This is a genomic window from Thalassobacillus sp. C254, assembly GCF_001310615.1.
This window is the reverse complement of sequence record NZ_BAXQ01000002.1, coordinates 1-26,823: the sequence shown is the minus strand read 5'-3', so window position 1 is coordinate 26,823 and position 26,823 is coordinate 1. Positions and strand designations below refer to the sequence as shown.

At 40.3% G+C, this 26,823-nt stretch carries 28 protein-coding genes, 1 tRNA gene and 6 pseudogenes; 10 read left to right on the top strand and 25 right to left on the bottom strand.

Features of this window, described 5'->3' with window-relative positions; all coding sequences use genetic code 11:
- Positions 1–159: 159 nt before the first annotated feature.
- On the top strand, positions 160–627 hold the full coding sequence (locus JCM19033_RS02640; protein ID WP_054635180.1) for a hypothetical protein: 468 nt from the start codon (positions 160–162) through the stop codon (positions 625–627).
- A gap of 318 nt (positions 628–945) precedes the next feature.
- On the opposite strand, the gene JCM19033_RS02635 is transcribed toward JCM19033_RS02640, so the two are convergent.
- The 3 genes from JCM19033_RS02635 to JCM19033_RS27880 form a co-directional block, all read right to left on the bottom strand.
- On the bottom strand, positions 946–1,791 hold the full coding sequence (locus tag JCM19033_RS02635; protein ID WP_054635179.1) for a family 1 encapsulin nanocompartment shell protein: 846 nt from the start codon (positions 1,789–1,791) through the stop codon (positions 946–948).
- Positions 1,792–1,804: 13 nt separating this feature from the next.
- On the bottom strand, positions 1,805–2,353 hold the full coding sequence (locus JCM19033_RS02630; RefSeq protein ID WP_269757960.1) for an IMEF encapsulin system ferritin-like cargo protein: 549 nt from the start codon (positions 2,351–2,353) through the stop codon (positions 1,805–1,807).
- Positions 2,354–2,488: 135 nt separating this feature from the next.
- Entirely contained in the window at positions 2,489–2,737 is a 249-nt protein-coding gene (locus JCM19033_RS27880; RefSeq protein WP_083465234.1) for a 2Fe-2S iron-sulfur cluster-binding protein, read from the bottom strand.
- A gap of 584 nt (positions 2,738–3,321) precedes the next feature.
- Between JCM19033_RS27880 and JCM19033_RS02625 the strand changes: the two genes are divergently transcribed.
- Complete coding sequence (locus JCM19033_RS02625; RefSeq protein WP_054635178.1) at positions 3,322–4,050, top strand: hypothetical protein; 729 nt, start codon at positions 3,322–3,324, stop codon at positions 4,048–4,050.
- Positions 4,051–4,342: 292 nt separating this feature from the next.
- Here JCM19033_RS02625 and aceA read toward each other — a convergent pair.
- Together aceA and JCM19033_RS02615 are read right to left on the bottom strand one after the other, a co-directional pair.
- Positions 4,343–5,628, bottom strand: a pseudogene (gene aceA / locus JCM19033_RS02620) (isocitrate lyase).
- A gap of 394 nt (positions 5,629–6,022) precedes the next feature.
- Positions 6,023–7,243, bottom strand: a complete 1,221-nt coding sequence (locus JCM19033_RS02615) for an MFS transporter (RefSeq protein ID WP_054635405.1) — start codon at positions 7,241–7,243, stop codon at positions 6,023–6,025.
- A 115-nt stretch (positions 7,244–7,358) separates the two neighbouring features.
- Between JCM19033_RS02615 and JCM19033_RS02610 the strand changes: the two genes are divergently transcribed.
- The 3 genes from JCM19033_RS02610 (at position 7,359) to JCM19033_RS23090 (ending at position 8,571) form a co-directional block, all read left to right on the top strand.
- Positions 7,359–7,682, top strand: a complete 324-nt coding sequence (locus tag JCM19033_RS02610) for a LysR family transcriptional regulator (RefSeq protein WP_054635177.1) — start codon at positions 7,359–7,361, stop codon at positions 7,680–7,682.
- Entirely contained in the window at positions 7,642–8,238 is a 597-nt protein-coding gene (locus JCM19033_RS02605) for a LysR family transcriptional regulator substrate-binding protein (protein WP_054635176.1), read from the top strand. Before JCM19033_RS02610 ends, JCM19033_RS02605 begins: the two co-directional genes overlap by 41 nt.
- Positions 8,239–8,367: 129 nt before the next feature.
- Entirely contained in the window at positions 8,368–8,571 is a 204-nt protein-coding gene (locus JCM19033_RS23090) for a hypothetical protein (protein ID WP_157049711.1), read from the top strand.
- Between the two features lie 15 nt (positions 8,572–8,586).
- Here JCM19033_RS23090 and hmpA read toward each other — a convergent pair whose 3' ends face one another.
- Together hmpA and JCM19033_RS02595 are read right to left on the bottom strand one after the other, a co-directional pair.
- Entirely contained in the window at positions 8,587–9,834 is a 1,248-nt protein-coding gene (hmpA, locus tag JCM19033_RS02600) for an NO-inducible flavohemoprotein (protein ID WP_054635175.1), read from the bottom strand.
- 133 nt (positions 9,835–9,967) lie between these two features.
- Complete coding sequence (locus JCM19033_RS02595; RefSeq protein WP_054635404.1) at positions 9,968–10,342, bottom strand: hypothetical protein; 375 nt, start codon at positions 10,340–10,342, stop codon at positions 9,968–9,970.
- Between the two features lie 198 nt (positions 10,343–10,540).
- Between JCM19033_RS02595 and JCM19033_RS02590 the strand changes: the two genes are divergently transcribed.
- Positions 10,541–11,332 carry a hypothetical protein gene (locus tag JCM19033_RS02590; protein WP_054635174.1) on the top strand — a complete coding sequence of 264 codons (792 nt, stop codon included), beginning with the start codon at positions 10,541–10,543 and terminating at the stop codon, positions 11,330–11,332.
- Positions 11,333–11,483: 151 nt separating this feature from the next.
- Here the strand turns inward: JCM19033_RS02590 and JCM19033_RS02585 are convergent, their stop codons facing one another.
- Positions 11,484–11,684: a hypothetical protein gene (locus JCM19033_RS02585; protein WP_054635173.1), complete on the bottom strand. Its 201-nt coding sequence runs from the start codon at positions 11,682–11,684 to the stop codon at positions 11,484–11,486.
- Between the two features lie 302 nt (positions 11,685–11,986).
- On the bottom strand, positions 11,987–12,346 hold the full coding sequence (locus JCM19033_RS02580; RefSeq protein ID WP_054635172.1) for an STAS/SEC14 domain-containing protein: 360 nt from the start codon (positions 12,344–12,346) through the stop codon (positions 11,987–11,989).
- A 171-nt stretch (positions 12,347–12,517) separates the two neighbouring features.
- On the opposite strand from JCM19033_RS02580, the gene JCM19033_RS02575 reads away from it, so the two are divergent.
- Complete coding sequence (locus JCM19033_RS02575; protein WP_054635171.1) at positions 12,518–13,519, top strand: DoxX family membrane protein; 1,002 nt, start codon at positions 12,518–12,520, stop codon at positions 13,517–13,519.
- Positions 13,520–13,697: 178 nt separating this feature from the next.
- Here JCM19033_RS02575 and JCM19033_RS23085 read toward each other — a convergent pair.
- The 7 genes and pseudogenes from JCM19033_RS23085 to JCM19033_RS02545 form a co-directional block, all read right to left on the bottom strand.
- A pseudogene (locus JCM19033_RS23085) lies at positions 13,698–14,200 on the bottom strand (MEDS domain-containing protein).
- A 299-nt stretch (positions 14,201–14,499) separates the two neighbouring features.
- Positions 14,500–15,246 carry a type I methionyl aminopeptidase gene (map, locus tag JCM19033_RS02565; protein ID WP_054635169.1) on the bottom strand — a complete coding sequence of 249 codons (747 nt, stop codon included), beginning with the start codon at positions 15,244–15,246 and terminating at the stop codon, positions 14,500–14,502.
- A gap of 83 nt (positions 15,247–15,329) precedes the next feature.
- Positions 15,330–16,451: a cysteine desulfurase family protein gene (locus JCM19033_RS02560; protein ID WP_054635168.1), complete on the bottom strand. Its 1,122-nt coding sequence runs from the start codon at positions 16,449–16,451 to the stop codon at positions 15,330–15,332.
- A gap of 200 nt (positions 16,452–16,651) precedes the next feature.
- Positions 16,652–16,873 carry a spore coat protein gene (locus JCM19033_RS21830; RefSeq protein WP_083465228.1) on the bottom strand — a complete coding sequence of 74 codons (222 nt, stop codon included), beginning with the start codon at positions 16,871–16,873 and terminating at the stop codon, positions 16,652–16,654.
- Positions 16,874–16,964: 91 nt separating this feature from the next.
- Complete coding sequence (locus tag JCM19033_RS02555) at positions 16,965–17,195, bottom strand: hypothetical protein (protein WP_232725490.1); 231 nt, start codon at positions 17,193–17,195, stop codon at positions 16,965–16,967.
- 58 nt (positions 17,196–17,253) lie between these two features.
- Positions 17,254–18,111: an SDR family NAD(P)-dependent oxidoreductase gene (locus JCM19033_RS02550; RefSeq protein ID WP_054635167.1), complete on the bottom strand. Its 858-nt coding sequence runs from the start codon at positions 18,109–18,111 to the stop codon at positions 17,254–17,256.
- A gap of 77 nt (positions 18,112–18,188) precedes the next feature.
- Positions 18,189–18,470 (bottom strand): annotated as a pseudogene (locus JCM19033_RS02545) (HPr family phosphocarrier protein); the annotation flags it as partial.
- A gap of 349 nt (positions 18,471–18,819) precedes the next feature.
- Here JCM19033_RS02545 and JCM19033_RS02540 point away from each other — a divergent pair.
- A pseudogene (locus JCM19033_RS02540) lies at positions 18,820–19,741 on the top strand (LD-carboxypeptidase).
- Positions 19,742–19,755: 14 nt separating this feature from the next.
- On the opposite strand, the gene JCM19033_RS02535 reads toward JCM19033_RS02540, so the two are convergent.
- The 5 genes and pseudogenes from JCM19033_RS02535 to JCM19033_RS02520 all read right to left on the bottom strand — a co-directional run bounded on the left by JCM19033_RS02535 (position 19,756) and on the right by JCM19033_RS02520 (position 22,994).
- Positions 19,756–20,181, bottom strand: a complete 426-nt coding sequence (locus JCM19033_RS02535; protein WP_054635165.1) for a manganese efflux pump — start codon at positions 20,179–20,181, stop codon at positions 19,756–19,758.
- Positions 20,178–20,321 carry a hypothetical protein gene (locus tag JCM19033_RS23080; RefSeq protein WP_157049710.1) on the bottom strand — a complete coding sequence of 48 codons (144 nt, stop codon included), beginning with the start codon at positions 20,319–20,321 and terminating at the stop codon, positions 20,178–20,180. The genes JCM19033_RS02535 and JCM19033_RS23080 overlap by 4 nt, the downstream gene beginning before the upstream one ends.
- A gap of 66 nt (positions 20,322–20,387) precedes the next feature.
- On the bottom strand, positions 20,388–20,693 hold the full coding sequence (locus JCM19033_RS27875) for a mechanosensitive ion channel domain-containing protein (protein WP_054635164.1): 306 nt from the start codon (positions 20,691–20,693) through the stop codon (positions 20,388–20,390).
- Positions 20,694–20,828: 135 nt separating this feature from the next.
- Positions 20,829–20,933, bottom strand: a pseudogene (locus JCM19033_RS27870) (mechanosensitive ion channel domain-containing protein); the annotation flags it as partial.
- Positions 20,934–21,846: 913 nt separating this feature from the next.
- Positions 21,847–22,994 (bottom strand): annotated as a pseudogene (locus JCM19033_RS02520) (amidohydrolase family protein).
- Between the two features lie 148 nt (positions 22,995–23,142).
- Between JCM19033_RS02520 and JCM19033_RS02515 the strand changes: the two are divergent.
- Both JCM19033_RS02515 and JCM19033_RS24915 read left to right on the top strand, forming a co-directional pair.
- Positions 23,143–23,218 (top strand) — tRNA-Val (locus tag JCM19033_RS02515).
- Between the two features lie 487 nt (positions 23,219–23,705).
- Entirely contained in the window at positions 23,706–23,837 is a 132-nt protein-coding gene (locus JCM19033_RS24915; RefSeq protein WP_269757932.1) for a hypothetical protein, read from the top strand.
- Between the two features lie 136 nt (positions 23,838–23,973).
- On the opposite strand, the gene JCM19033_RS24910 is transcribed toward JCM19033_RS24915, so the two are convergent.
- The 4 genes from JCM19033_RS24910 to JCM19033_RS02495 all read right to left on the bottom strand — a co-directional run bounded on the left by JCM19033_RS24910 (position 23,974) and on the right by JCM19033_RS02495 (position 26,639).
- Positions 23,974–24,093 (bottom strand): phage holin family protein, encoded by a 120-nt coding sequence (locus JCM19033_RS24910; protein ID WP_269757958.1) that lies wholly within the window; start codon positions 24,091–24,093, stop codon positions 23,974–23,976.
- Between the two features lie 140 nt (positions 24,094–24,233).
- Complete coding sequence (locus JCM19033_RS02505; protein ID WP_054635162.1) at positions 24,234–25,283, bottom strand: N-acetylmuramoyl-L-alanine amidase; 1,050 nt, start codon at positions 25,281–25,283, stop codon at positions 24,234–24,236.
- Between the two features lie 12 nt (positions 25,284–25,295).
- On the bottom strand, positions 25,296–25,538 hold the full coding sequence (locus JCM19033_RS02500) for a hypothetical protein (protein ID WP_054635161.1): 243 nt from the start codon (positions 25,536–25,538) through the stop codon (positions 25,296–25,298).
- A 639-nt stretch (positions 25,539–26,177) separates the two neighbouring features.
- On the bottom strand, positions 26,178–26,639 hold the full coding sequence (locus JCM19033_RS02495; RefSeq protein ID WP_054635160.1) for an HNH endonuclease: 462 nt from the start codon (positions 26,637–26,639) through the stop codon (positions 26,178–26,180).
- Between the last annotated feature and the right edge of the window lie 184 nt (positions 26,640–26,823).

The following is a 26,823-nucleotide window of genomic DNA, read 5'->3' as shown; positions in this document are numbered from 1 at the left end:
GTGATAACAAGTGTGCAAGGACACTTTTACAATATTCAAAATAATTCCAAAATCTTTCGAATTCTTATTGACTTGATAATGGTTCTCAGGTAAACTGAACTTAATAACATTGATAATGACTTTCAATTTCAGAGATATTGCCTGACAGGAGGGTTTTTTATGGGGTACAGTGTAGATGGGTTCGCAGACATTCATACAATTCTTTCTAATGAAAGAAAAGTGGGAGGGGCAATTGAAGCAAAGCGAATCCGCTTAAGAACCGGAGAAGAATTTACCAACCCTGTTATTACAAACATTGATTTCTCTGGATCGACTTTTTATTCAGTCTCCTTTGTTACAGACCAAGGAGAAAGCTATGTAGTAAATGTTCAGGATATCAGCATGATGCAATCTTTAACTCATTGCAGAGTCCATGAAATGAAAAATACTTATTATAAACCAATTAAAACAGAACAGCGTATTCGTTATTTAAAAAAGCTTTGTGAAATTAATGAAGGGTCCTATACAAAGATTTTCCGGGAAGAAGCGGCAGCTCTTATTAAAGATATTGGGAAAGAGGCTTTGCGTTCCACACCAATTGCTGCCCATATTGACTATACAGAAAATAATGTAATTCAAATCGCATAATCCTAAGCTGTTGAATGTTTCAACAGCTTTTTTGTTGGTCTCACCTCTTCTATTCTTTCTAGGCAGACTTGGCATAAGTCTCGGAAGGCAGTGTTGATTGCTGCTTACCTCTACTTCTTGTACAAGCATTGCATGCCGCTAACCATTACAATCAATTTGAATGGTGGGACGCGTGTACAGCACGATTACCCAGCAACTCCTAATAAAATTTCTTATCTGCCTTTTTGGGCCACTTCAATGAACTGATGCCAAAAAATGAGCCAGGATTTTAATCCTGGCTCATTTTTGATAAAAGGATGTACGTAATCCCTTGTTTGTCTACTCCATAGATTCCAGAGTGCAAATTGCGCTTGGCCTTTTGATTCGGAGTACTGTGCTTTCATATACCCTGAAAAGGTAATTCATATTTTCTGTATCCATATATGCTGTATCAATATCCTCTGCAATAACTAAATCAAGATTCTCTCTTCCGGTTGCAACAAGAACTCCTGTTTCTCCTTTAATAACTGGAGATTGATAGATGCCATCAGTTACCAATTCTCTAATATGGTCAATTTCCAATACATTTGTTCCTTCATGTACCCTGTGTGCGAGAGCATAGAGTTCCGGAGATAAAATAAGTGAATAAGGGCCACTGTGTCCCATTCTCAAAAGCTTATTTCGCGCTTCCACGACATCAGAAAAGGCATTCCCTGATTTCTTCCAATCCTCTCTAATGTGTGTAACTCTTCCTTTTACGTTCAAAAGACCTTCCAGCTCAAACTGTTCTGCTCCGTTAAAAATCATATCGTCTTCAAGGAGAGCACACTGCGCTGCTGCATTTGCTGCCGCAGAAAAATCAACAGGAACATCCAAAGACTTTGCCTGCTGCAAGTCTCTCCAATAGAGCATAAAATCTTTGTAAAGAAGAGGAATTGTTAAATTAACTCGTTTTGTCGGTTCGGACATTTGGAGGCTTTCCCCATGATAACCGAGCGTCCCTAGTCCAGGATCGCCGTACACATCATTTGTAACGGTTTGAATCCCTTCACCAAGCGGGCCGTATATATCAATAAATCGGCGTCCGATCAATTGACGTTTAGCGCTTTCTATAACTGTATCGTCCAGGTTTTCCCAATCTTTCCCTGCCAATGGGGAATCAGAAAATTTATTAAGTTTATTCATCCACATCCACTCCTTATTTCTTTAGGCTTCCAACAGTAAGTCTTTTTTTGTAGCTTGTTTTTTCTTGAGTCTCCTCAGGAGAGCTTTCCACCTCTACGCTACCCTTCTCTGCACTTCCTCCATTGTCTGAAGGCTGCTGTGTGTACATCTCAATTTTCAGGTTATCTTTTCCATTTTCTTTTTCATCTGTGGGGACAGATGCTGCAAGGCTCGGACTTCCCCCGGCCTGTTCATTCAACTCAGTCATCAGTTCTTTGATTGTTTGATAATCACTGGCCGTTACGTTTCTCATTTCCTGAAGCTTTTCTTCATACTCTGTTCCTTTAAATGAAAACAAAGCCAGGTCCAGATGCTCTAAAAAGTTATGAAGACCAAATTTCTCCAGGCTTATATCCTGAAGAAGGTGGATAGCATCATTGTTATTTGGAACATATGCTTCTGGATTTTCAATGTAGTGCTCAAGTTTTGGCATTAAATATTCTAATCGGTCGAACCTATGCTCTTCCTCTTCATAAATATGATGATAGTAAAGGCGCTCGTGATCATCTTTCGCGTTCTCAATAACCGGCTCTAAAATGCCATAAAATCAGTCAAAGCGGCTTTTGTTCGCTTAAACATCTCTAAAAGCTGTGGAAAATATGTAGTCATAACATCCTCCTTTGCAGATTACCTGAAATAAAGTTTGAAGTAAAAGTTATCATCTGGTTACTGCCTGACACGCAAGGCGAACGCCTTTGTTCACTTGTTCTTTAAGCCTGGACTGCTCTCTTTCAGAAGGCGGCATAAGCCAATCCTTTCCGCTTTCTACCGTAACAGCACACTTACCGCAAGTTCCCTTTCGGCATTTGTAATCAACATCCTGGCTTTGCTTAAGGGCAGCGTCGAGAAGAACTTTCCCTTTTTCGGGTTGAACATAGTATTTATTCCCTTTTTGGGATAAAACTATTCTTTGATTTTTAACATCAGCCTGACAGACTTCATCGGCCTTTTTTGAGGCTTTTTCTTTTCAATAGGGGCTGACGGGAAGCTGTCTTTTCTTGCGGAAGCATCTTTCTTCAAGGAGCCAACCGTTAATTTTTTGATAGTAACCCCTCCTTCTTATTAGATAACCTATCATTGTTGTGCCAATATTACAAATAAAAACAGTATATTAGCACGTTATCTCTTCGCTCGGGCTGTCGCCCTGCTCTTTTTTTCTTTAAGGACTTTCTCACATTTTTTTGTTTTTTGTTAAAAGAGCTCACTGCATCAAATGACACAAGTGTGACAGTCATTCATATTTCGCTACACCCGCACTCACAGTTTGTTCTATGCCAAGGGCAATACCACAGTTTCTTTTTTGTGAAAACCATTATGTGAAGCTTTTCCCGAAGGCTTCTTGCTCGTTTTTGTACAAGCAATTATTCATAAAAATCAGCTTTGGCAGAGCCTTCTTTCTAATTATTTTCCATATGCCGCCTATTTTTTCCTTCTTGTTTTTGCTTTTAAATTCACTTCCTTTTGGGTAGGGAAGTTGTAATTGAGGTGGAAATGATGATTGTACTACTAAGCTTTCTTTGCGCCCTTGGTTTTGTGGCCGTTCACATAGCTTCTAAGTATCTAACCTTTTTACATGTCATTCCCAGGAGTAAGCTTTTATCCGGAATGGGCGGCGTTTCAGTTGCATATATCTTTATTCATATCCTTCCAGAGCTGAATGCCTACCAATATGAACTCAATTCCGGGGACACTTCCGGGCTTTTTATGGACAACCCTGTTTATTTTGTCGCAATGATTGGCCTTGCTGTTTTTTACGGATTAGAAAAAATGGGAAAAGTCGTTAGAAATACACCTTCAAAAGCTAAGAAACACCCTTTCCCATGGCTATTTTGGATTCATATGTTTTCTTTTTTCACTTATAACTTTTTAATAGGTTATTTGTTAATTCAAGAGGAATCCAATAATGTTACTGAGTTGACCCTGTACTTTTTCGCCCTTTCTCTTCATTTTTTATCTAATGATCAAGGATTAAGACAGGACCACCAAAGGATGTATGATCATTATGGCCGCTGGCTGTTAGCTGCTGCTGTTCTCATTGGATGGACGATGGGATTTATTTTTTCAATGGGTGAAAACATTGTGACATTGCTCTTTTCATTTTTAGCTGGGGGCATCATTTTAAATGTGTTAAAAGAAGAGCTGCCAGAGGAAAAAGAAAGTAACTTCTGGGCATTTGCCGTTGGTCTGATCTTTTACGCTGCTTTACTTTCTTTCATCTAACTGCCACTTTTCCCTTAAGGCAGTTAGAAAAATTTTCATAGACAATAATTCACGCAGATGTAGGGGCAATATTCAGCATATACAGGCAAACGAACAAGTATGAGAACATGACTTTTCGTAATAACGCAGAAGGGAAACCACAAACCACTTTTATCACAACAGGCAAAAGTTACTGACCTTTTATGTAAATTTGTGATTACAAAAGAAATAAGAAAATCCCTTGTTTTTCAACACGGGACTCCTTAAAAGTTGAGGCTCCTTTCCATGAAAGGAGCCTCTTCTAAGCATATAATTAGTTCTTTTGGAATTGTGCTTCTTCAGTTGAACCTTTTAAAGCAGTTGTAGAAGAAGTACCGCCTGAGATTACTTGAGAAACTTCATCAAAGTAACCTGTACCTACTTCACGCTGATGGCGAGTAGCAGTGTATCCTTTCTCTTCGCTCGCAAACTCTGCTTGCTGAAGCTCTGAGTAAGCACCCATACCGCGCTCTTTGTAGCCTCTAGCAAGTTCGAACATGCTGTGGTTAAGAGCATGGAAGCCGGCAAGAGTAACAAATTGGAATTTGTATCCCATTTTACCAAGTTCAACCTGATACTTCTCGATTGTTTCTTTATCAAGGTTAGCTTCCCAGTTGAATGATGGAGAGCAGTTATATGCAAGCATTTTTCCAGGGAATTTCTCATGGATCGCATCCGCGAACTTTTGAGCTTCTTCAAGACTTGGCTTGGATGTCTCGCACCAGATTAAGTCAGCATACGGGGCATAAGCTAGACCACGAGCGATCGCTTGGTCAATTCCTGCATTCGTGCGGTAGAATCCTTCTGGAGTACGTTCTCCAGTAATGAATTCTTTGTCTGCAGGGTCGATATCACTTGTAATAAGGTCGGCTGCATCCGCATCTGTACGGGCGATTAGTACAGTTGGTACACCGCTTACATCTGCAGCAAGACGAGCAGAGATTAAGTTTCTCACAGCATTTTGAGTAGGAAGAAGAACCTTACCGCCTAAGTGGCCGCATTTCTTCTCAGATGCAAGCTGATCTTCAAAGTGTACACCAGATGCCCCAGCCTCAATCATACCTTTCATTAGTTCAAATACGTTAAGCTGTCCGCCGAATCCTGCTTCTGCATCTGCCACGATCGGAGCGAAGTAATCGATGTCACCTTCGCCTTCCATGTGCTGGATTTGGTCTGCACGCTGAAGGGATTGGTTAATTCGCTTCACTACGTTTGGCACACTGTTTGCAGGTATAAGCTTTGATCCGGGTACATTTGTCCTGCAAGGTTAGCATCCGCTGCTACTTGCCATCCGCTTAAGTAGATTGCTTTTAAGCCTGCTTTTACCTGCTGAACTGCCTGCCCGCCAGTAAGAGCTCCTAAAGCGTTTACATATGGCTCATTATGCATAAGATCCCAAAGCTTTTCAGAACCTTTTTTTGCTAATGTATGTTCAATTTGCAATGAACCTCTTAATTTGACTACTTCTTCAGCAGAATAAGGACGCTCAATCCCTTTCCATCTCTCTTCATTCTCCCACTGTTGCTGCAGCTGCTGTGCTTGCTCTTTTAAGTTCCCCATAACTCTCATCTCCCTTAATTAGTAAGATTTTATAGAAAGAGAATGATCTTTGCAGTGATGACCAATCCCTGTCTTAACACAAATAACAAAGCTGAAAAGCTGGTAAATCCTGTGTGCCAATCTGTTTTAATACAGTTATTATTTGATGTCTTTATGTTATAACAGACCGTAAAATTTGGCAACCTTTATTTTCTAATTTTTAGCGATTTACTAAAAGTTTAAATTTTCTGTTTTTTTAACCCCTTATTTAAAGGCATTTACAAGACATTTCCATATCACACAACCATTTTATAATACCTTCTGTTTTAATACAGTGATTATCCTCACACTATAAAAAAAGCCAAAAAAAGAGGGCTCGCCAAAAGTTAAACTTTTGCGACCCCTCTTCTGTTATTTACCCATGATTCACTGCGTGTTCAGCAGAATCAATGGACCTTTCCTTTTTTTCAATTTGCTTTAACCTTCTTGTGTAAAAGCTTGTAATGCACAAAATCACGAGTGACCCTGCTATGACACCGTTCCATGCAAACTGGCTCCATAACCATCCATAATAAAAACTGCCAATTCCTCCTCCTAAATAATAAGAGGTAAGATATAATCCCGATGCACTGGCTTTAGCGAAGTCCGCATGCTTTGTCACCCAGGAACTGGAGGTTGAATGAACAAAGAAAAACCCGAAGCTTAAGATTAAGAGTGCAACTACAATCATTGGAAAGCTCGGTACTAAAGTAACAAGTAAGCTTATTACCATCAAGGAAATGCCAATGAGCATAATGGTTGTCTGCTCCAGCCGCTCTGCTGCTTTTCCTGCTAGTGTTGAACTGACCGTCCCGGCAATATAGGTTAAATATAAAATGCCCAAAACAGATGTTGATACGTAAAAAGGCGGTCCGCTTAATAAGTAGGTCACAAAGTTAAAGATCCCCATAAAAACAAAGAAATGTAACCCGCCAATAATATATGCATATCGCATCGGCTTATTTTTCAGATGCTCCCAATTGTTTAGAAAGAGTCCCTTCAGCTCTAACGGCTTCGACTGAAAGTTCCTGGAGGAGGGCAAGGTTACAGCAACAATGGATAGGATGAGGACGCTGAGTACACCCATTACGGCAAAGGCTGTGCGCCAATCGGTGAAATCTGTTACTACACCACTGAGAAGCCTTCCTCCCATTCCCCCAATGCTGTTTGCGCTTATAAATATACCAATTGCAACTGCTACACCCTTTGTGGAATACTCTTCACTTATATACGCCATACATGCTGTAGGTATCCCGGCCAATGCTATCGCCTGGATAACTCTTATGAAAAGGAGCACTTCAAAGCTTGGAGCAATAGCTATAGCAAAGGTAGCAAGCGTGCCAAGCGTCATGGCAGCCATAATAATGATTTTTCTCCCGTACGCATCCGATAATGCACTGTATAGAAAAAAACTTACTCCAAGGCCAAGTAGCGCCAGGGAGATGGCTAAACTTGAGACAACAGGTGTTACTTGAAACTCCTCGGAAAACAATGGGAGAAGAGGCTGAGGATAATAGATATTAGCAAATATCAGAATAGAAGACAGACCTAAAGCAAGTGTTGCCTGCCAAAATGCTTTTGTTTTTAATTCAATCATTTGATTCCCTTCCTTCATATCTCTCTTCTTATGCTAGCATGGTATTTTCCATAAATAAAATATATAATATTTATAGTTTCTATAACTTTTAAGAATGAAAAGAAAGAGGGATAACATGGAATCAAGGCAGCTGCGTCATTTTGTCGAAGTCGCTGTGCAAAAAAGCTTTACGAAAGCTGCTAAGCAATTACATATTGCCCAGCCAGCAGTGAGTAAATCTGTAAAAAACCTGGAAGATGAAATTGGGATTCCCCTTTTTGCGAGAGAGGAACGAACGATTCAGCTGACCGAAGAAGGGAAGAGATTATTTGCCCATGCTACTTCCATTCTGAATCAAATGGAACAGGCTGTATTGGAAATGGAAGAATTGAAGGGGCTTAAAACTGGAAGAGTGAGGATTGGCCTTCCTTCCATGGTGGGTTCTTTTTTATTTTCCTGAACAATTTGTTGCCTTTAAGAAAAAATATCCTCAATTAGAATTGTCGATTTATGAGGCTGGAACTACTCGCATCCGTGATGATATCAGAGAAGGAAATATCGATTTGGGGACAATTGTTATGGATGATGCGACCGAAGATTTAATCACACACCCCTTTCTAAGAGAGGAAATGATGGTTGTCGTACCTGATTCTCATCCCTTTGCTTCGTTATCTTCCATTTCATATGATCAACTGCTTACAGAGCCCCTTGTTTTGTTTAAAGAAGGGTATTATCAGCGAAACATCATCCATAAAATTGAGCAGGCAACAGGCAGATCCCCTCATATCGCTTTTGAAACCAATCAAATTTCAATGGCTAAATCATTAACCCGTAAAGGGTTAGGAATAACGATTTTTTTAAAAATGGTTATTAGTGAAGACAGCGACCTTGTTGGAATTCCGTTTGAAACCCCTTTTTCTCTTACCCTTGCACTCTCACACAGGAAAGGGACATACCTTTCTAAAGCAAATAAAGCTTTTTTATCGTTCTTGGTCAATCAGCATGTAAATCATTGAAAAAAGAGACAGCAACACAGTCTAAAGAGAAGAGCCCTCACCTAAGTGAGAGCCCTTTTTGGTTTCAGTATTCTAATGGGTGGTTGTTCAAAGGTACACTTGCACGCCCCTAAAGGCTTCAGCTAACCGGTGATGATCATCGGTCGATTCTCAGCTCTTCCTTTCCCCAGGCGTCTCGTAATTTTTGTACAAGCAAAGACAAATCTATTACCAGAATCAAGTCGTTTTGCCGGTGGTCCAGCCTGTAAACTTCAAGAGAATGATGTTGCTTTTACCGCTATCGATCTAGTGGAAGACATGCGGAATGAAGCATTCAGTGGTTTTCTGCTTTAATAGTCTGTATTCTACCTAGTGTTTGTTATCTTCCCGTTCCAAGTTGTCTGAAGGTCCGAAAAATTCAAAGTGGATTCTTTCATCCGGTACTCCCCATTCTTTCAGTATAGAATACATGGCTTTCATAAAAGGCAAAGGTCCGCAAAAGTAGAACTCTGAGTCTCTGCTTACGGCAAGAGAATTCAACCATTCTTCGTCAATAAAGCCTTCTTTATCGTATACCTTCTTCTGTTTGTCAGATTCATTTGGTAATTCATAGCAGAGGTAATATGAAATCTTCTCGTTTCTATCTGCTGTGTCTCTGATCTCCTGATCAAAAGCATGCACGCTGCTGTTTAGAGCAGCATGGATATAGGTAATGTCTTTTGTTGGTGAATCTTCTGCTGCAGTCTTGAACATGCTTACTAATGGCGTCTGCCCTACACCACCACTTAAGAAAACAGCTGGCCGACTGCTTGCTTTGTCGAAAAAAAAGTCTCCAGCCGGGGCGGTAAGCTCTACCTTATCACCAGGCTCAATCGAATGGTGCAGGTAATTGGAAACAATGCCAGCAGGTGTTTCCCTTCCATCCTCTCTTTTCACGCTGATACGATAATAATCCCTGCCAGGCACCTCAGATAAACTGTACTGACGAATATGATTATATTCTTCTTCCTCTATTATTGCCTTAACGGAAACATATTGGCCAGGCCTGTAGGAAGCAAGACGTTCTCCATCGGCCGGCTGAAGATAGAAAGAGGTAATGACTTCGCTCTCTTTAACCTTATCGATAACCAGAAAACTTCTAAAGCCTTCCCAGCCCCCTGCCTGATTTTCAGCCTCTTCATACATTTCTTTCTCGACTGCTATAAAAACGTCAGCAATCACACTGTACGCCTCTCCCCAGGCATCAAGAATTTCGTCGGTAGCTGCCTCTTGCAGCACATCTTTCATTGCAATAAGTAAATACTTCCCCACAATCGGGTAATGTTCTGCCTTTACTTGCAGGCTTCGGTGCTTATGGGCGATTTGTTTCACAACTGGAAGAATTTCATCTAATTTGTCTATATGGGCAGCCGCCGCATAAATCGATTGGGCCAGCGCTCTCTGCTGCTTGCCCTCTGATTGGTTCACGTGATTAAACATATGTAACAGTTCAGGATGATTGGTAAAAAGAAGATGATAGAACTGTTTCGTTATAGCCTCCCCATGTTCTGCCAGTACAGGAACTGTGCTTTTAATAATTGCTATGGTTTCCTCATTTAATTTGTTTTTTGCAGTCATAGAATCCCCCTCCATTTAAATATGTATTTGAAATGCATATTTAAACCTTTATATTTTTATTACAACATTAAAACTGTTTTTTAACAATGAATATTCTCTTTATTATGTTAAAAAGCAGGTGAACAGATGATGCTTATTTCCTGATAATTCCTGAAAATCCACCTTTCAAGACTACTTCATTTCTCTGATTCCTGCATGAAAACGTGGAAGAAATAACATACTTCTTCTCTTCCTCTGATAATTGTTCTATTTTCACTTTACATTCGATTACATCATTTGTGTAAACCGGCCTGATAAATTCAAAGTTCATATTCCGGGCCAGCACGTTATGTTCTCCTCCTACTTTTGTTGGCAGTGTAGCAGTTAACAAACCCTGGACAATTAAGCGTCCCTCTTCATCGGGATGAATATGGTGGCTTCCTTCATCACCTGAAATTTCCGAAAATAAACGTACATCTTCCGTTGTAAAAAATTTTTGAAACGTAATCACATCACCGACCTGTACCATCTTCCATATCCCCTTCCTTTCCTTGTTCCCTCCCTTTACAAATACGCTGTAATCTCTTATTTTCCTGCTCGCACAGGACTGGAAATCCGGATAAGCTCTTGAATCCTCTACTTGTTCTACTTCTATTTTATGACCTTGCACGCAAGGTTTTCTTCAGTTTACAATAAATGAAAATACTCATACGTACGGAGGACAGAAGTGAAATCTTTATATGTAGCACTATTTATTGCATTATACCTTCTCCTTATCCCTGAACAGACCCATGCCAGCACTGCTCAAGATCAGGATATTACGTTAGAAGATATACTTACCCTTGAAGAACCGTTTGCCGATAACGACTACAATGGAAACGTGGATCACTCTCTGCCTTTTGAATACCGGCCAGGCTCCACTCCAATACTTATCACAGCTCCCCATTCAGTTGTTCACCTCCGTGAAGGAGAGGAAAAAGCAGCTGAAATTTATACAGGGGCCTTAGGCTTTCTTCTTCATGAGAAAACAGATGTTCATTACTTGTACTCTACAAAAAGGGCTGAGGATGCTAATTATGCTGAAGGCGGCTTATTTAAAGAAGCAATGACACGCATCATTTCCCAATATGATATCCAGTTGGTAATAGACCTCCACGGAGCAGGACGGGATCATGATTTTGATATTGATCTTGGAACGGTGTATGGAAAATCTCTTCATTCCGGGAGAGTAGAGGAGTTTATGAATCTTTTTTCAAGGCATGGCATTACTGATGTCAGAGAAAATGACACTTTCCCTGCAGAAAACCCTGATACAATTACCCACTTTTCCTGGGCACAGTTGGCGACTCCTGCTGTTCAGGTAGAGATCAATCAGAAGTATCGTGATCCAAGAGATAATTTAGGCGCCTTCTTGCAAGTGTACAACGGTCTTGCCGATATTATAAATTCTCATTCAGTTGCTGCTGCGTTATTGTCGAATCAGTCCGGATCCATACCCTTTTGTGGAGGCCACAGGTAGAAACGGCTTTGTGGAAAGCTGCTCCTAAAGAAGGATTTCTTTCTCCTCCACCGCCAATCTGTAGACGCCTGCTGTAAGCCTAATCACCTCATCTGTCATTAACTCTTTATTATTCAATTTATCTAAAATACTTGCCATTATAACACCCTCCTTACTTTACCTCTTCTAAAATACCTTTTAACTCACTAATTGCATCCTGGGAGATTTTTGCATCTTCTTCTAATAGTTGTTTAAGCTTTTTATCAGAAGCAAGCCCTTGCATCAGGGAAGACTTCGCTGCACAAGCAGACTTAACAGTTAATATTTCATGCACTTCCAAAATTTCATGTTTAGCATAGGATGACTTTGCCACATTTCCACCTCCTAAGTTTAACTACAATAATGGAATTACCCGATCCTCGTTTGCTTAAACCTTAACGGTGATCGGGGCCAGTAGTTTCTCTCGTTACTGGCTCAGTTTCGTGCAATCACTTCTTTCTTTTGCTTTCTTTCAAATTAAATTAGAAAAAACGGATGCTTTTCGCCTGGATGCCATTTACGATCTTAAGGTTCAAGTTTGAAATGGTCGTTGCCGTTTATCTGTCACTTCTCTTTTATTAAATTTAAATAAGCGTGGAACGATTCCTCGTACCACGCTTATATTACTTTTTTCTCCTAGGAAACAACCCAGTTCTTTGCTTCTTGTTCCTCTTCCAAATCAAAGGAACGGACATTGGCTCCTGTGAGCTTATCCATACCTTTTGCCGCTGCCTTTAGTGTCTTCTGATCTCCGACAAGAGCATATTTTTCAATTTGTTTTAACTCATTATCTTTCAAAAACTTAACGCGGTCATTTAAGGTTGAAACGTCTGCCCCTTCCAAATCAGGCACTCTGACAAATATCCTGATACTCTCATATTCATCCATTTTCCTTTCAACCTCGTCTACAAGCTCTTTATACTCATCTTCTGTAACCTTACTGTCAATTTCATAGGCAAGAATATTTTCAGTACTCCATTCGAGTTTCTGGTTCACGGCTCTCACCTCTTTTAAAATATTAATAGTACTTCTATTTCACGATGACAGAGGATGTAATCATGAAAAATATAGATTTTTGAACTATTTGTGAAGAAGATCACAAACATGGATTCGTATGTTATGCTGGAAAAGCAGTTCAATAATAAAACAATTTCATTGAGGTGAATTATGATCAATAAATACTGGATCACAGCAATCGTGCTGTTAGGTCTTTTTTTTACACCGTTTTTTGCTGACGCACATGTGAAATGGTTCACAAATGAAGAACCAGTAAAAGAATCGATCGAAAACATCATTACTCCATTTTTTATGTTTATGACGATTTTTACTGCCTTTGTCCTTGCTATTCTCCCCCAAATCGTCCCAAAAATGATGAAATGGGATATTGTTCAGAAGATAGATAATAAGATGGATGATTACAGAAAGTACAACATGAGTATTTTGCGGTACGGAACAGCGATTGTTCTAATTATTCAAGTCCTTTCAGGGTCATTGTTTGCTCCTGAATTGCATCACCAGCCGAATTGGTTCCCGGTCCTTGCCTGGATTGCAATTATCCTCCTATTTGTCCCAAACTTCCTGGCAACAAAAACAGCCGCTGTGATCCTTTTAGGAATGTTCAGTATCGTAGTATATGACTTTGGAATCTTCCACATGCTGGACTATGCTTTCTACCTGCCTATATTCATTATATTTCTTATTGCAGGCACAAATTACGAAAAGTGGAGTTTTCCGTTTCTTTATTTAGCCACAGGATTGTCTCTATGCTGGGTAGCTGTGGAAAAGCTTGTATACCCATCTATGACGATTGATATTATTGTTAACCATAATGTACCGACCTTTGGGTTTCCGCCGGAAATCTTCATTGTCATGGCTGCGTTTATAGAATTTATTGTGGGGTATCTTCTTGTAGTCGGGATCTTAAACAGGCTTCTTGCCATAGTCCTTACTGGAATTTTCATGTCCACAACGATGCTGTTTGGCGCTCTTGAATTAGTTGGACATGCGATGATCCACATTATCCTCGTTCTCTTTATTATTGAAGGGACCTCTTTTTACCGGCCGCCTGTTAAGATTCACAAAACCGTTATTGAACAAATGATCTTTGTTTTCTTAAACTTCATCTTTGTGCTGGCGACCATTCTGCTCATTTATTATCGTTTTGCTTAAAAAAACTCTGTAAAAGGCTGCAGTTGATCTGCTGGCGCTTTCCCTTGCTTTACTCCTCCCTTTCCATCTGAAAAGGGAGGAATAAAATGAGGCCTAACCGTCTTACACCAACACCTGCCTTTCACAGAGTTATACAAAATTAATGATTAGGTGGTATCTATTGATCTGGCATTCATGATTATTTTCTTAGGTAAATCGGGGAACGTTTCATTTCATCATCTGTCATTTTAAACTGATGGCTTGTACATAATTTTTCCTCGAGTCTTTCACAAATGTCACGTTCATTATAAGCACAGACAGAGACTACTTTCATCTCCCTAACCCCTTCATCTGCCAAATGTTCAAAGGAAGTGACCTTAGAAGCAATGTCATCTCTTGCGCCCCATTCCACATGAGCCCAGGTTCGCACTGTCCGATTTTGGTCCAAATGAGGAGACAACTTCCTGGCAAATGTAGAGATAATAGAGGCACGTGGAAATCCTCACTTATATAGTAAAACTCAAAGTTGCTGACAAAACTTACATCTTTCCAGTCCTCAGGAGACAAACAGGCTTTCAACCTCTCATTCAGCTTCACAGTAATTCTCTCATTTTCGATGACAAGGATGTAATCCCCCATTTTAATCCCTGTCTTAATAAATGCAAGAGCATTGTTAATATACTTCTCAGTATCTTGAAACACGTACAAAATATGACCGTCGCCCTGCTGCAAGTCTAACTCTGCTTCCTGCAATTTCCGCACTTTTCTCCATCCCCTCTTATGCCATTTTTTTCACCAGGTCCTAAACCACTTCTATATTTATATTTTACACAATATTCCAAAAGTTATAAATAATTAATTTAAACTATTTTTTATTTTAGACTGAATTATATCTGGCTGTTGGTTCTCTTAAATAGACATTTTAAAACTTACCTCAAGCTCCTACTATGCAATCCAAGTAAAGGTGCCTTCTTTCTTCATAAAAAAAAGAAGGCACCTATTCATTGCTCCGTCAGTATTCGAGGACCATTCGCCGTGATGGCAAGAGTGTGCTCATACTGGGCTGAAAGAGACCCATCAGTCGTTCTTGCCGTCCAGCCGTTTTTATCGAGCTTGCTCATCCACTTTCCCATATTAACCATCGGTTCAATCGTTATAACCATGCCTTCCTTCAATCTCTGACCTTTGCCCGGAGAACCAAAATGGGGAATTTGTGGTCCTTCATGGATGGTAGGCCCTATACCATGGCCGGTAAAATCCCTCACAACAGAAAACCCCTGTTCCTCTACGTATGATTGAATGGCATGCCCAATATCACCAATCCGATTACCTGATACAGCCTTTTCAATCCCTTTGTATAAAGAAGTTTTTGTCACTTCTAATAGGTGCTTCACTTCTTCAGAAACCTCACCCACTTCATATGTCCACGCTGAATCAGCCAGTCCCCCATTCAGGTTCACAACCATGTCTATTGTCACAATATCCCCATTTTGAAGAGGCTTCTTCCGGGGAAACCCATGGCAGATTTCATCATTAATGGAGGCACACGTAGCATACTTATATCCCTGGTACCCTTTTTGTTCTGGAGTGGCCCCGTGCTTTTTTAAATACTTTTCTACAAACTTGTCAATCTCATGTGTAGTAATCCCCGGCTTGATGAGCTTTGCAAGCTCTCTGTGGCAGGAGGCTAACAGCTTACCTGCCTCTTCCATTTGCTTAATTTCTCTTTCTGACTTTAAGGTAACCATCTTCCTGTCTCCTTGTTTTCAACATGTTCTTATAGTATATGCTTCCTTACATTACGTTGCTTCTTTTGTTTGAACTAAGGATATTACTGAATTCGTGTTTTCAATAAGGATAGGGCCTGATCAATCTCTTCTTTTGTTGTAAACCTTCCCAGGCTGAAGCGCACCGCTCCCATCCCCCTTTCTTCTTCTACTCCCATGGCCCGGAGTACAGGGGAAAGGTCGACACTTCCAGCGTGGCATGCTGAACCTGTGGAAGCTGCAATTTCAGGCACAGCCTGAAGAACATCCTGGCCTGCACGATGGTGAAAGTTTACATTCAATGTATTGGGAAGAAGGTGATTGAGCTTTCCATTTAACGATATGTCTTCTCCAAACGAGGTTTTTAATTCTACCCAAAAGTAATCCCGAAGCTTCTTGATACGCTCCTGTTCTCCCTCACTGCGTTTGGCCAGTTCACATGCCTTACCAAGTCCAGCAGCAAGAATTACATTCTCCGTGCCAGCTCGTTTGCCCATTTCATGGCCCGCTCCATGAACCAAAGACTCAATCTCAATGCCTTCCCTGATATATAACGCTCCAATACCTTTTGGAGCATACAGTTTATGACCTGCCAGACTGAGGAAATCCACTTGAGCATCCTGGACATCGATAGGGACCTTGCCTGCCGACTGAGCTGCGTCAGTATGAAAATACACTTGACTGCGTTTGCAGATCTCACTGATTTCTTTGATAGGCTGAATCATGCCAGTTTCATTATTAGCGTGCATCACTGTCACAAGTATCGTATTCTCCGTTATTGCTTCCTCAATGGCAAGCGGGTCTACTCTGCCCGTTTCATCCACAGGAACATAGGTTACATCCGCCCCTTCACCCTCAAGAAACTTGCACGTATTTCCGATAGCCGGGTGTTCAATGTTTGTTGTAACAATATGATTGCCTTTATCTTTACTAGACTGGAGAACCCCTTTTAATACATGGTTATTAGATTCCGTCCCGCCGCTTGTAAAAATAATTTCGCCTGCTGTACTGTTGATCAGCCCTGCCACTTGCTTTCTTGCTGTTTCAACTGCCTTTTTTGCTCCCATGGCTGCATAATGGGAAGCGGACGGATTTCCGAAATGAGCGTCCATCAAGGGCAGCATCGCTTCTTTGACTCCGGGGTCAAGAGGAGTGCTGGCATTATAATCTAAATAAATGTTTTCCATATCTACTCACCTTTTAATTAAATTCTTCCTTAGCTGGGAAATTACCAAATATGTATGTTTCTTTATTTTAATCATATCAAAGTGTAGAAAAGAATTCACAGCAAGCAGCTTTTTTCCTCCCCTTCCAGCAAGGAAAACTGTTTTTTCGTGTTTCCTTAACGAACAAAAAAGAGACTGCTCATTGGCAGCCCCCTGGCAGCTTATGCATCAAAATGATCATCAGGATGGAGGTTGTTCTGCATAAATTCCTGCACTTCTTCTATCTGTGCAGGGGTAGCCGCCGCTGTCTTGTACCATCCTTTTCCTTCCATTTGCTCAAACAATTTATACTGATTCACGCTGCACGTATCAAACCATTGATGGTAAATTTCCCGAAGCTCCCCGTGGCTTGTCTCTAATAGGTATTGCTGATGCTTCGGCACCGGCCTTTTTCAAGTTCTAAACAAAGCTGCACTAATTCACGATCCGTAAGCCCGCGGCCCTCAATATTATTAGGCATAACGAACGCCTCCTTTATTGAACCATTCTGGATTTATTAAAATACTGAGACAAATCGGCAATATTGAACTGATGCACTTCAGCAAGGTCTTCGAGCATGGAGCGAAGATCATGATCGCTGCATTGAGCAGCACACCAGTTCATTGTCTTTGCAATAATCTCCTCTGCGCGAATTTCATCTTCAATAAATGCAAGCTCTTTGGTTGTCAGTTCATGTTTCATCACTCTTACCCCTCTCTTGCTCATAATATCTCCTGGGTAGTATTTGTCTTTCTTTCCTCCTTATCCATGGAAACATTTGTTGTCAGTTTTTTACGCCCGTTCGCTGTCTCAGCTGCCTGAGGACAAGCTTTTTCCAAAGAGAAAAAGGAAGAAACCTTCGAAGAAGAATCATGCCTTGAATCCCTTTACCAACCTGTACCCGGAAAGGAACTTTCTTTCTTGTTGCTGCTTTATAGACTGCCTCTGCCACCATGTGAGGGTCTTGAAAGGAATTTTTTCTTGCCAGGATATCTGAAACCAGGGCCTCTTCCTTTCTGTTCTGCCTGCTCTTTTCTTTTCTCTTAGACCATTGTACTGATCCTTTTTCCCAAATATCGGTTTGAAAGGAGCCGGGCTCAAGTAAAAAGGCTTCAATACCAGTACCTTCCAGCTCGTAGCTTAACGACTCTGTCATGGCCTCTAATGCATGCTTAGAGGCCGCATAAGGGCCAATTACAGGAAAAGGAATGATACCGCTTACGCTGCTTATGTTGATGATCCGTCCTCCTTCACTTTCTCGCATAGAAGGAAGAACACCCTGCGTAACTGCTGCCACGCCAAATACGTTGGTTTCAAATTGCTGTCTTAACTCCTCTACTGGAAAATTCTCCAAATAACCTGCTGCAGCATACCCTGCATTATTAACAAGGACATCGATCCTTCCTGCTTCCTTAATCACAGCCTTGACTTCTTCTTGAATGTCAGTGCTTGTAACATCAAGTTTTTTAAAATGTATGTATTCAAGCATCTTCAAGTCCTTTGCCCGAACATACAGTGATGAATTTGCTTTCTCATTTCTTATGCCGGCAATGACTTTCCATCCCTTGCTCGCAAACAGCAGGGCCGTTTCCATTCCAATCCCTCTCCCACTACCTGTAATAAGCACTACCCTCTCTGTCATAAATATCCTCTTCTCTTTATTATTTTATGCCTGTAAAGAAAAAGACGTCCTTTTCAGGACGCCGTTACGCTCTATAATTAATGTCTTGTCGTTTTTAAATATGATTTCGCAAGATTTCTCACGTCAGGAGACCAGCATGTCAACGAAGACGTCATCGCTTTTTCAACGGTTTCCACGCCTTCTTCTTCATAGTAATCGAGAAGCTCCTCACCAAGGTCGGCCTGCTCTACAAACGTAACGATGGCATTCACCAATTGGTCAGCATCATCGCCCTTTGCTTTTACGTTCACAATCTCTCCTACACGCACAGTGGTTAAAAGAGACATCATCCCTAGAATACTTTTTCCGTTAGCCATCTTTTCCTTCTTTTCAAAAACAAATCACTGTCATACTGCTCATTTAAATGTACAAATTCAACTACCTTATGAACGCTCAAGCCTCTAAATAACGACAAACTTTCCTGCCGCTCCATTGAGATCATTCTCCCTTCCATGAAATCCATACCCATTATAAGCCTAAATTCTGGGTAATTCTACCCTTTCGTAAGGAATGTTCACAGAAGAAAAACATTCTAATTATTACGAATTGACCAATAATTATTATAGTTCTTTACTATAGCTGAAGAAGCTTTTGATGAATGATTTCTATATTTACAAAATAGGATGAAAAGGGTACGTTTCATCACGGGTCATGGGAAGGAGTATTCAAATGGCAATCAGACCTCCCCTTCTACAAGCGGGTGACACAATCGGCCTTGTCACCTAGGCAGCCCTCAGGATGCTGCTTTAACGAATGAAAGGGCACAGTTTCTCACAGATATGGGATTTAACGTTCTCTTTGGACAATATGTCTATAGCTTTGAAGGGATCACCGCTGCTCCTGCTGAAGCACGAGCCGAAGACCTCATGAACATGTTTGCTAACCCAGAAGTGGATATGATCCTCCTACAAGAGGGACGACTGGCGTACAGACAATTCTTCCTCTTCTCGACTATAACTTTATAGCAAATAACCCTAAAATTATAAGCGGCTATAGTGATATAACGGTGTTGCTGAATGCCTTGTATCAATTCAGCAATCTCGTTACCTTCCATAGCCTGCTCCTTATTGATTTTCGCCCCGGCACTCCAGCCTATAATTATGATCAATTTTTTGAGGCCGTTTCTACTCTTACAGCTCCTAGACCCATCCTAAATCCTCCGGGCATGCCGCTGATCAGCCTTATATCCGGGAATGTCACAGGACCAATGGTTGGTGGAAATTTAACCTCGATTGTCAACACTCTTGGTACTCCTTATGAAATTGATACCAGCAACAAAATTTTATTTCTGGAAGAAATAAATTCTCCTACCACTATCGTTTTTCGGCACCTCATTCAACTTGCGATGGCAGGTAAATTTAACGACTGTTTAGGAATCGTAATGGGAGAATGCACAAACTGCCCGGTTTCCTATGGAGAGACGTACAATGATTTAATTACCAGCATCATCGCTCCGTACGGAAAACCATTAATGACCAACCTCGCTACAGCTCATGGTACGTATAAAGCGGCCATACCAGTTGGAGCCACAGTAAATCTTAATACCATAAATAACACTCTAACCGTTACCGAGCCCTCGGTTTCTATCTAGGAAGGCCGAACTTCCTATGAGACAAATTGGTACACTCCGAGACCGATTAGAAGTATTCCTGGCAAAAAGCTCAGCCGCTTCATCCATTTGATTCGAATGAGGAAAAAACCAGCTTTTTCACCTAGTACAAAAAACAATACACTGCATACCGCCACAACTGCTGAAGTCAGCAGCAATGAATACTCGAAAATAGCCGCCGTAATTCCAGCTCCCAATGCATCAAGAGATAATGCAAAGGCCAGAAAAAGTCCTTCCTTCCAATCAGATAATTGGTGTTCTGGTGCTTCACTTTCACCCTTTGTATGCTCCGTAGCATGACTCCTGTATATGTCACGAAGGCTAAATAGACCAATCACTATAAATAAAAGGCCGCTCAGCATGGAAACTCCTCTATCGGGAAGCAGCATACGAAGCCCTTCACCAAATATGCCAGCTGTCAAACAGGCTCCAAAAGCCATAAGCCGATGGCCCCGAGAAAATACGGCGGGATATGCAGTTTCCTTATGCCATAAGCTGTGCCAACGGTAAGGTTGTCCAAAGAGACAGCTATCGCCAGCATGATAATTGAAAGTAAAGCCATGGGAAACGTTCGACTCCTATCCGTAAATGATGATCGCAGAAAAAACCCGGTGCTGTCACCGGGTTTTTACCTATCTGATGTGTAAATTTCAGTGTTATTTTTATTGTGTAAAAGGAGTTTCTCTTCTTCCTCACTGCTAATATAAAGATTTTGGCTGGGCAGTGCAATTTCTACTCCTTCTTCTTTTAGTATATCCATAATCTTATAGTTGACTTCTTCTTTAATATTATACCAGTCTACCCATCCGGTAGGAATGGTATAGAAATAGATAAAGATATTTAAAGAAGACTGTCCGAAGTCACTAAAGCGGACCAGAATTAGTTCTTTATCTATCTGTGGGTGAGACTGAAGGTAATTGTCAATTCTTGCCACACAATTTTGCAGTCTTCCTTTTGGAGTAGAATACTTTACTCCAATTGTGAAATCAATACGCCGAACCTCCATCTCGTTCCAGTTGGTAATGGGTTCATGGGCAAGAGTGGAGTTCGGAACAGTAACAAGAGAATCTTCAAAGGTTCGTACCTTGGTACTTCGAAACGATATATCCTCGATAAAACCTTCGACGGTTGGTGTTTGAATCCAATCACCCTTTTTAAATGGACGCTCGGTAATAATAATGATACCGCCAAAAAAGTTTCCAATGGTATCCTGAGCAGCAAGAGCAAAGGCAAGCCCTCCAAGACCAAGACCGGCAATAAAGCGTTAATATCGTAATCCAGCTCAAAGGCCACGACAGTAAGTGTCAAGGCAATAATGATAAAACGAAAGAGCTTGGACAGGAAGGGCACCATCATACTGTCTTCGCCCACATCAATTTTCTTTGCCATATTCGTAAACAAATACGACTTGGTTGAAAAATAATTATACAGTCCCCATCCGATCGTGATGATCACTAAACAACGGTAGATGGTAGTTACGGTTTCCATTAAGCCTGGTGATAGAGGAAGATATATCAAAGCCACATATATCCCTAGCACAGAAAAGAAAAAGCGCAGCGGTTTTTCATAGGATAATAGTAAATTTGTAAATAAAGGTGTCGGCGTTTTGCTGAAGAGCTTGATAATCAAACGAAATAAGTATTTAGTAAATAAATCCCTAAATAAATAGATAAGAACAAAGATTAACACAGCAATCCCAATATCTACCATGGGAGATTTATTAAAAACGATTGTATATCATTCCATACATTCACTGGTGTGCCTCCTATTTCCATTCAGTGATTCCTGTAAGCATAGTATATCGTATCATGCTTATTTAAGCTTTGCTAACCCACAATTTTACTATTTCTGATATATCATGAGCCCTTCTTCCTTTCCCGGTATTTATTGCAAGTAATCTCTGGCCAGGAGCAGTGGTTTCAGATTGTTACCTCAGACTGATACCTACTTCAATTTTTCTATAATCCAATGTGACTACATATAACTAGCAATATGTAATAAAAACAGCGAATCCAGAAGAGGATCGCTGTTTTTGTTATGCGGAACATCATATATTTTTTGAATTTAAAATAAGGAAGTATCCTTTTCTAGGTTCGCTCATACACTTTCTCTCCATTAATGAAGGTCGCTTCCACCTGGCTCATGTAATGAAAAGGATGATTGCTCCAAATAACAAAGTCTGCATCCTTTCCAGCTTCCAGTGAACCTACCCGATCTTCAATTCCAAGGTGTCTTGCCGCATTCGTTGTGATGCTCTGAAACACTTTTTCTTCTGAAAGGCCTGTTCCTGCTGCTTTGGCCGCTGAAGTAATTAAATATTCGATGTTTACAACTGGATGGTCCGTTGTAATAGAATAGCAGATCCCATGTTTATCAAGCTCAGATAACGTATGCCAGCCTTTATCTGCAAGTTCTACTTTCGATTTTGAAGACATTGTTGGTCCGACAGATACCATTACTTCATGCTCAGCAATATATTCAGCAATCTTGTGGCCATCAGTACAGTGCTCAAGTGTAAGGCTAATATCAAATTCCTTTGCTAAACGGAGTACTGTGACAATATCATCTGCCTATGAGCATGAATCCGAAGAGGGATTTCTTTCTTAAGGACTTTTGCCAGCTGCTCCATCCCAAGGCTGCGCTCCCTTACTTCACTATTATCCTGTTTGCGAATATAATTATCCGCCTGAATAAATGCTTCCCTGAAGGCTGCAGCGATTCCCATTCGTGTTACAGGCTTTTTTCCATGGGAACCATAGACAGTTTTTGGGTTTTCCCCAAACGCAGCTTTCATTCCGGAAGGACTTTGGATGACCATTTTATCTACAATCGTTCCTGCCGTCTTTAACGTACACATCTCACCGCCAATGACATTGGCACTTCCTGGCATCACCTGCACAGTGGTCACACCGCTTTGTCTTGCCTGCTCAAATCCTTCTTCTAACGGATTAATCCCATCGATAGCACGCACAGCCGGTGTCACGGGATCGCTTGTTTCATTAAAGTCCGCTCCCGGCTTTCCTACTCCTTCTTCATGCACTCCCAGGTGTGTATGGACATCTATTAAGCCTGGCGTTATGTAACGTCCGTTCAGATCAACTCTTTCATAGTCAGCAGGAATTTCCGCTGATGAAATTATACCCTGGACCATTTCCCCGTTAACAATTAGTGTATCTTTTCCATCCACTGTTCCTTCACCATTTATAATGACAGCATTGGTATACGCCGTTTTCACCAAACCACGCCTTTCTTTTCGGAATGTGTTTCGTTCTCCTAAATAGATATTATACACACCTCTTCTTTTTTCTTATGAAAAAGTTATTACATATTGACAACAATTAAGGAACATTGTAAATTATAATAGTCGCAGATATTCCTAACACGTTCCGTTAGCTCAGTTGGGAGAGCGCCACCTTGACAGGGTGGAGGTCACTGGTTCGAGACCAGTACGGGACACCATACTTAAAATACTCAAACCCTTGATACTTAAGGGTTTTTTCTTTTCGTCTTTTTTAATTTCTTGTCTGGCTATAATGTCACCTACTCAAATTGACCACTTTTTGACCACATTGCTTTTAAAAAGTTATTTTCTGGTTTTTGTTCCTTAGGAAAAAGAGAGGTATTTGGTAACCTCTCTTTTTCTAATTTTCCATTTCAGGAAGTGAGATACCGCGTTTTTTTATTTCAGCTTTTTAAAATTTTTATAAAATCCTCCTCCACCCTTTTTCTTTTGCTTCCTCATAAAGTTTTAACAATGTCACAGAAGAAATTTCTTGGATAGTCAAACTCTCACCTCCCATTAGTTTTGTTTCCCATGTAACCGTAAGAAAATCTTACAAAACTAAGATAAGTTTATTTTTAAATTCTTTTAATATGTAAATAACTTACATCAATTGTTAACCCTATAGTTTAAGGGTGATAATGAGTGAAAAAATTAAATTCTTTTATGCCAGTGCTACTAGCTCTAATTCTCATTACCTTGGGTAGTTATTCTCTTTATTTAGACTTAACTAGTAAAACAGAAGAGATAGAGAAAGAAGAGGATGAGGATGAGGATGAGGCCGATGAGAAAGTATAAAATAAAAAATAGGAGCCCAAAGGCTCCCATATTAGTGAGTGTGGAACCCAGGAGGTGATTGGCAAGTACTGGCATGTAATCCCGGGTCCTCCTTTTTGTTTTATACACTTTCTCCCTAATTAATACTAGGTATTTCTCAGTGCTTTTCTTTTCCTTGCTTAAACAGCTCGTACCCTAAAACGGATGCACCAGTTACTAATACGCCTTGAATAAATGCTTCTACGTTTAATCCCATTAAAAAACCCGATGTGGCAATACCAACTCCTAACAGGATATAAGGTATTAACCAATCGGTACATTCGGTGTCTTCTTGATGATCTTGCCTAAGATGAGTAGCACCGGTATTAAGATAAGCGCTTCTTCAACGATATATTCCAGAAAATCCATAGTAACCTCCTAAATTGAGTCATTTGCATGCTGCACTCTGACGTTCCAACCAAGGTTTTCTCTTATATCTTCTGCCCAGAATTCTGCTACGTTCTTTCCTCTAAAGGTTCCAGTCACAATTCGGTAATAAGGATTGGTGCCTTCTTTTGTTGAAAACTCATGAATGAGCCATGGGTGGCGGTTTTCAATCCTTCTTATCGCCCGGGCATAGGTGTCAGCGTCACTGAACGTTCCAGTAACTAGTCTCCATCTTTCTTCATCTGCTGGAGCAGGAGCTTTGCTTTTTTCCTCTTCCGCCTTTTCCTGTTTCTTTTCTAGAGCGTCTTTAAGCGCTCCCAGAGTTTGTGGACCAACAATCCCGTCTACGGTGATTTTCGCGTTCTTCTGGAATGCTCGCACAGCTGCATCTGTTTTAGGTCCGAAAATGCCGTCTACTTCTCCGAGATCATAACCCAGTTTGGTTAAATCGGCCTGAATATCCTTTACATCATTGCCGCGCATAAACGGAGAAATCAATTGAGGAAGAGTAACAGAGGTTGATGTACCTTTTACAATACCTCCAGATGATTTCTTATTCCTTACATCTCTTCTAACCTTGTTCATATCAATAGCAGGACAGTTTTTCCAAGCATAGGTTGGAACTTCTTGATGACCGACTACTTCAATATCATTTCGTGGCAGCTGATCTAGAAGCCAGTTCGTTAACTCTACTGCTGCCTTATATTGGGCACTGGTAGGATCCTCATAACGGAAATCACCAGGCAGAACAATTCCTAAGGAATGACGGTTGTAATTTCCGACATGGTAAGTGATGATATCCAAGTCATACCCTTGCAGGATTTCGCCGTTTGGTTCCACCCCAAAGGTGTACCCTCCTAACCTCCATCCATTGTCATTAACATGGAAGCGTAAATAAGCTAGATAATTGGTACCCCCTAATCCTCGTCTTGTCATGCCATGGTGCCAAACAATACGACGGATGTCATTTAAATTCCGTTTTTGGGGAGCCCTATTCCTTGGATCTCTTGGGACCTGACTTCTTACATTTTTAATCTTCATTTATTATTCCTCCTAAAAATAAAATGAAAAGAAAATAGGGACCATTGCTGCCGTTAATGTAACAATGAACCCTATAATGGTAAGACCCGTTTTGATTGTCCACTTTTTCTCTGCATCTTGTCGCTTTTGGTAGCGTTCAAAGTCTTTTTTGTTCTGCTGGGCTAATTGAAGGGCAGCATTAGCCGCATCTTCTGCATCATCCGCTTTAATTGAGGCGTGGTGAGCTGTACTTTTTATTTCTTTCAGCAGTTCCATTTGATTTTTTGGTTTGTATCTATCTTAATGAGCCATTCCCTGACTTCCCCTATGGCTTTTGCCAATTCATTTTCAGGCATTTCAATCCCCCTTCCTCCATCCCCTCAATTGACAAAATAAAAGACGCCCATTATAAGGCGTCAGTTTATCTATTCTTCAGTTATAGGAGTTCTACGACGAAATATTATTTGACTGCAAAATTAAATCCTCAATTACTACTGGCGCATGGGGATTCTCCTTCATCTCTTCACTGATTTCCTTGGGGAAGATATTCTTCTACTACCGTACTTAAAGTCTTTCCGCCTGTAGTGTGAATTTCAATTTTATCATTAGTCTTCCCTCTACCAATAATGTTTTGCGTAATTTTCTCCTCAGATTTGGAGGCTTTTATTTAGAGCAGCTTTGTACCAATATTTTTTTCTTTATTTGTAACTATGCAATCAGTTTACCTGTTTGTTATATCATCAATTTTGATAAAGCACACTGCTATTACAATAATTGACAACCATAACCACCAGTATTAAATTGCATTACCTCATCCTTTCAGCAATTAAAAACACCCGACTGAATTTACAGTCGGGATTATTTTTTATCCGCGAATTTCTTTTTTTAATTTCTCTTTTTCTTCTTGATCTTTTACTAATACGCCAGGGTAAACTCATCGGCAGCTTCCAAGTATACCAATCTTGCTTCCTTTGCATTTTCATAGAATCCAAGTTTTTTTGTTTTTCCTTCAACTCTAATACTCGCTTCCCATTTATTCATAACTTTATTCCAAGAGACACCTACATAACCAGAGGTGTTAGATTTTTGTTTAGGCCTATTTAACATGTTTGCCGCCTTAGTTAAATATCTTAAGTTTTCTTTAGTTATGTTTCTCTTATCCCTATCAATATAATCTACTGTAACTCCTTGTTTAGTCGGTAAAATAAGATGGTGTAAAAAAGTGGTTTTACCATCTACCCATCCATTCAAATAACTACGCTTCCAAACATTCCAGCGTATCCCTGTAATCTTTTTTAAAAGTTCTTCATCATAATTAGTGAAATAAATTTCTTCACTATCAGCTGGCTTAATATAAATTAATTCTTCTTCAACCAAATTTTCGATGCTTCTTTCCTATGGGCCATAAACTCACTCTCCTAAAAGGTAATTTATAACATTATACCTTAAATAAGAAAGTGTTTCTTATTCCGCTAACACTCAAGTGTGAAACAAGAAATTTACCTATTCCGTAACTAAATATGTTCTCTATACATAGCTTATATATCACCATTCTCTTTAA

What these genes read in the sequence shown, in the direction of transcription:
- JCM19033_RS02640 (WP_054635180.1), top strand. Translation starts at nt 160, where the DNA reads ATGGGGTACAGTGTAGATGGGTTCGCAGACATTCATACAATTCTTTCT.
- JCM19033_RS02560 (WP_054635168.1), bottom strand. Translation starts at nt 16,451, where the DNA reads ATGGAAAACATTTATTTAGATTATAATGCCAGCACTCCTCTTGACCCC.
- JCM19033_RS02635 (WP_054635179.1), bottom strand. Translation starts at nt 1,791, where the DNA reads ATGAATAAACTTAATAAATTTTCTGATTCCCCATTGGCAGGGAAAGAT.
- JCM19033_RS24915 (WP_269757932.1), top strand. Translation starts at nt 23,706, where the DNA reads ATGCCAGTGCTACTAGCTCTAATTCTCATTACCTTGGGTAGTTATTCT.
- hmpA (WP_054635175.1), bottom strand. Translation starts at nt 9,834, where the DNA reads ATGACTGCAAAAAACAAATTAAATGAGGAAACCATAGCAATTATTAAA.
- map (WP_054635169.1), bottom strand. Translation starts at nt 15,246, where the DNA reads ATGGTTACCTTAAAGTCAGAAAGAGAAATTAAGCAAATGGAAGAGGCA.
- JCM19033_RS23080 (WP_157049710.1), bottom strand. Translation starts at nt 20,321, where the DNA reads ATGGCTTTACTTTCAATTATCATGCTGGCGATAGCTGTCTCTTTGGAC.
- JCM19033_RS02500 (WP_054635161.1), bottom strand. Translation starts at nt 25,538, where the DNA reads ATGGAACTGCTGAAAGAAATAAAAAGTACAGCTCACCACGCCTCAATT.
- JCM19033_RS02550 (WP_054635167.1), bottom strand. Translation starts at nt 18,111, where the DNA reads ATGACAGAGAGGGTAGTGCTTATTACAGGTAGTGGGAGAGGGATTGGA.
- JCM19033_RS02505 (WP_054635162.1), bottom strand. Translation starts at nt 25,283, where the DNA reads ATGAAGATTAAAAATGTAAGAAGTCAGGTCCCAAGAGATCCAAGGAAT.
- JCM19033_RS02595 (WP_054635404.1), bottom strand. Translation starts at nt 10,342, where the DNA reads ATGGTACAGGTCGGTGATGTGATTACGTTTCAAAAATTTTTTACAACG.
- JCM19033_RS02615 (WP_054635405.1), bottom strand. Translation starts at nt 7,243, where the DNA reads ATGATTGAATTAAAAACAAAAGCATTTTGGCAGGCAACACTTGCTTTA.
- JCM19033_RS02555 (WP_232725490.1), bottom strand. Translation starts at nt 17,195, where the DNA reads ATGAGCAAGAGAGGGGTAAGAGTGATGAAACATGAACTGACAACCAAA.
- JCM19033_RS02575 (WP_054635171.1), top strand. Translation starts at nt 12,518, where the DNA reads ATGATCAATAAATACTGGATCACAGCAATCGTGCTGTTAGGTCTTTTT.
- JCM19033_RS02610 (WP_054635177.1), top strand. Translation starts at nt 7,359, where the DNA reads ATGGAATCAAGGCAGCTGCGTCATTTTGTCGAAGTCGCTGTGCAAAAA.
- JCM19033_RS02625 (WP_054635178.1), top strand. Translation starts at nt 3,322, where the DNA reads ATGATGATTGTACTACTAAGCTTTCTTTGCGCCCTTGGTTTTGTGGCC.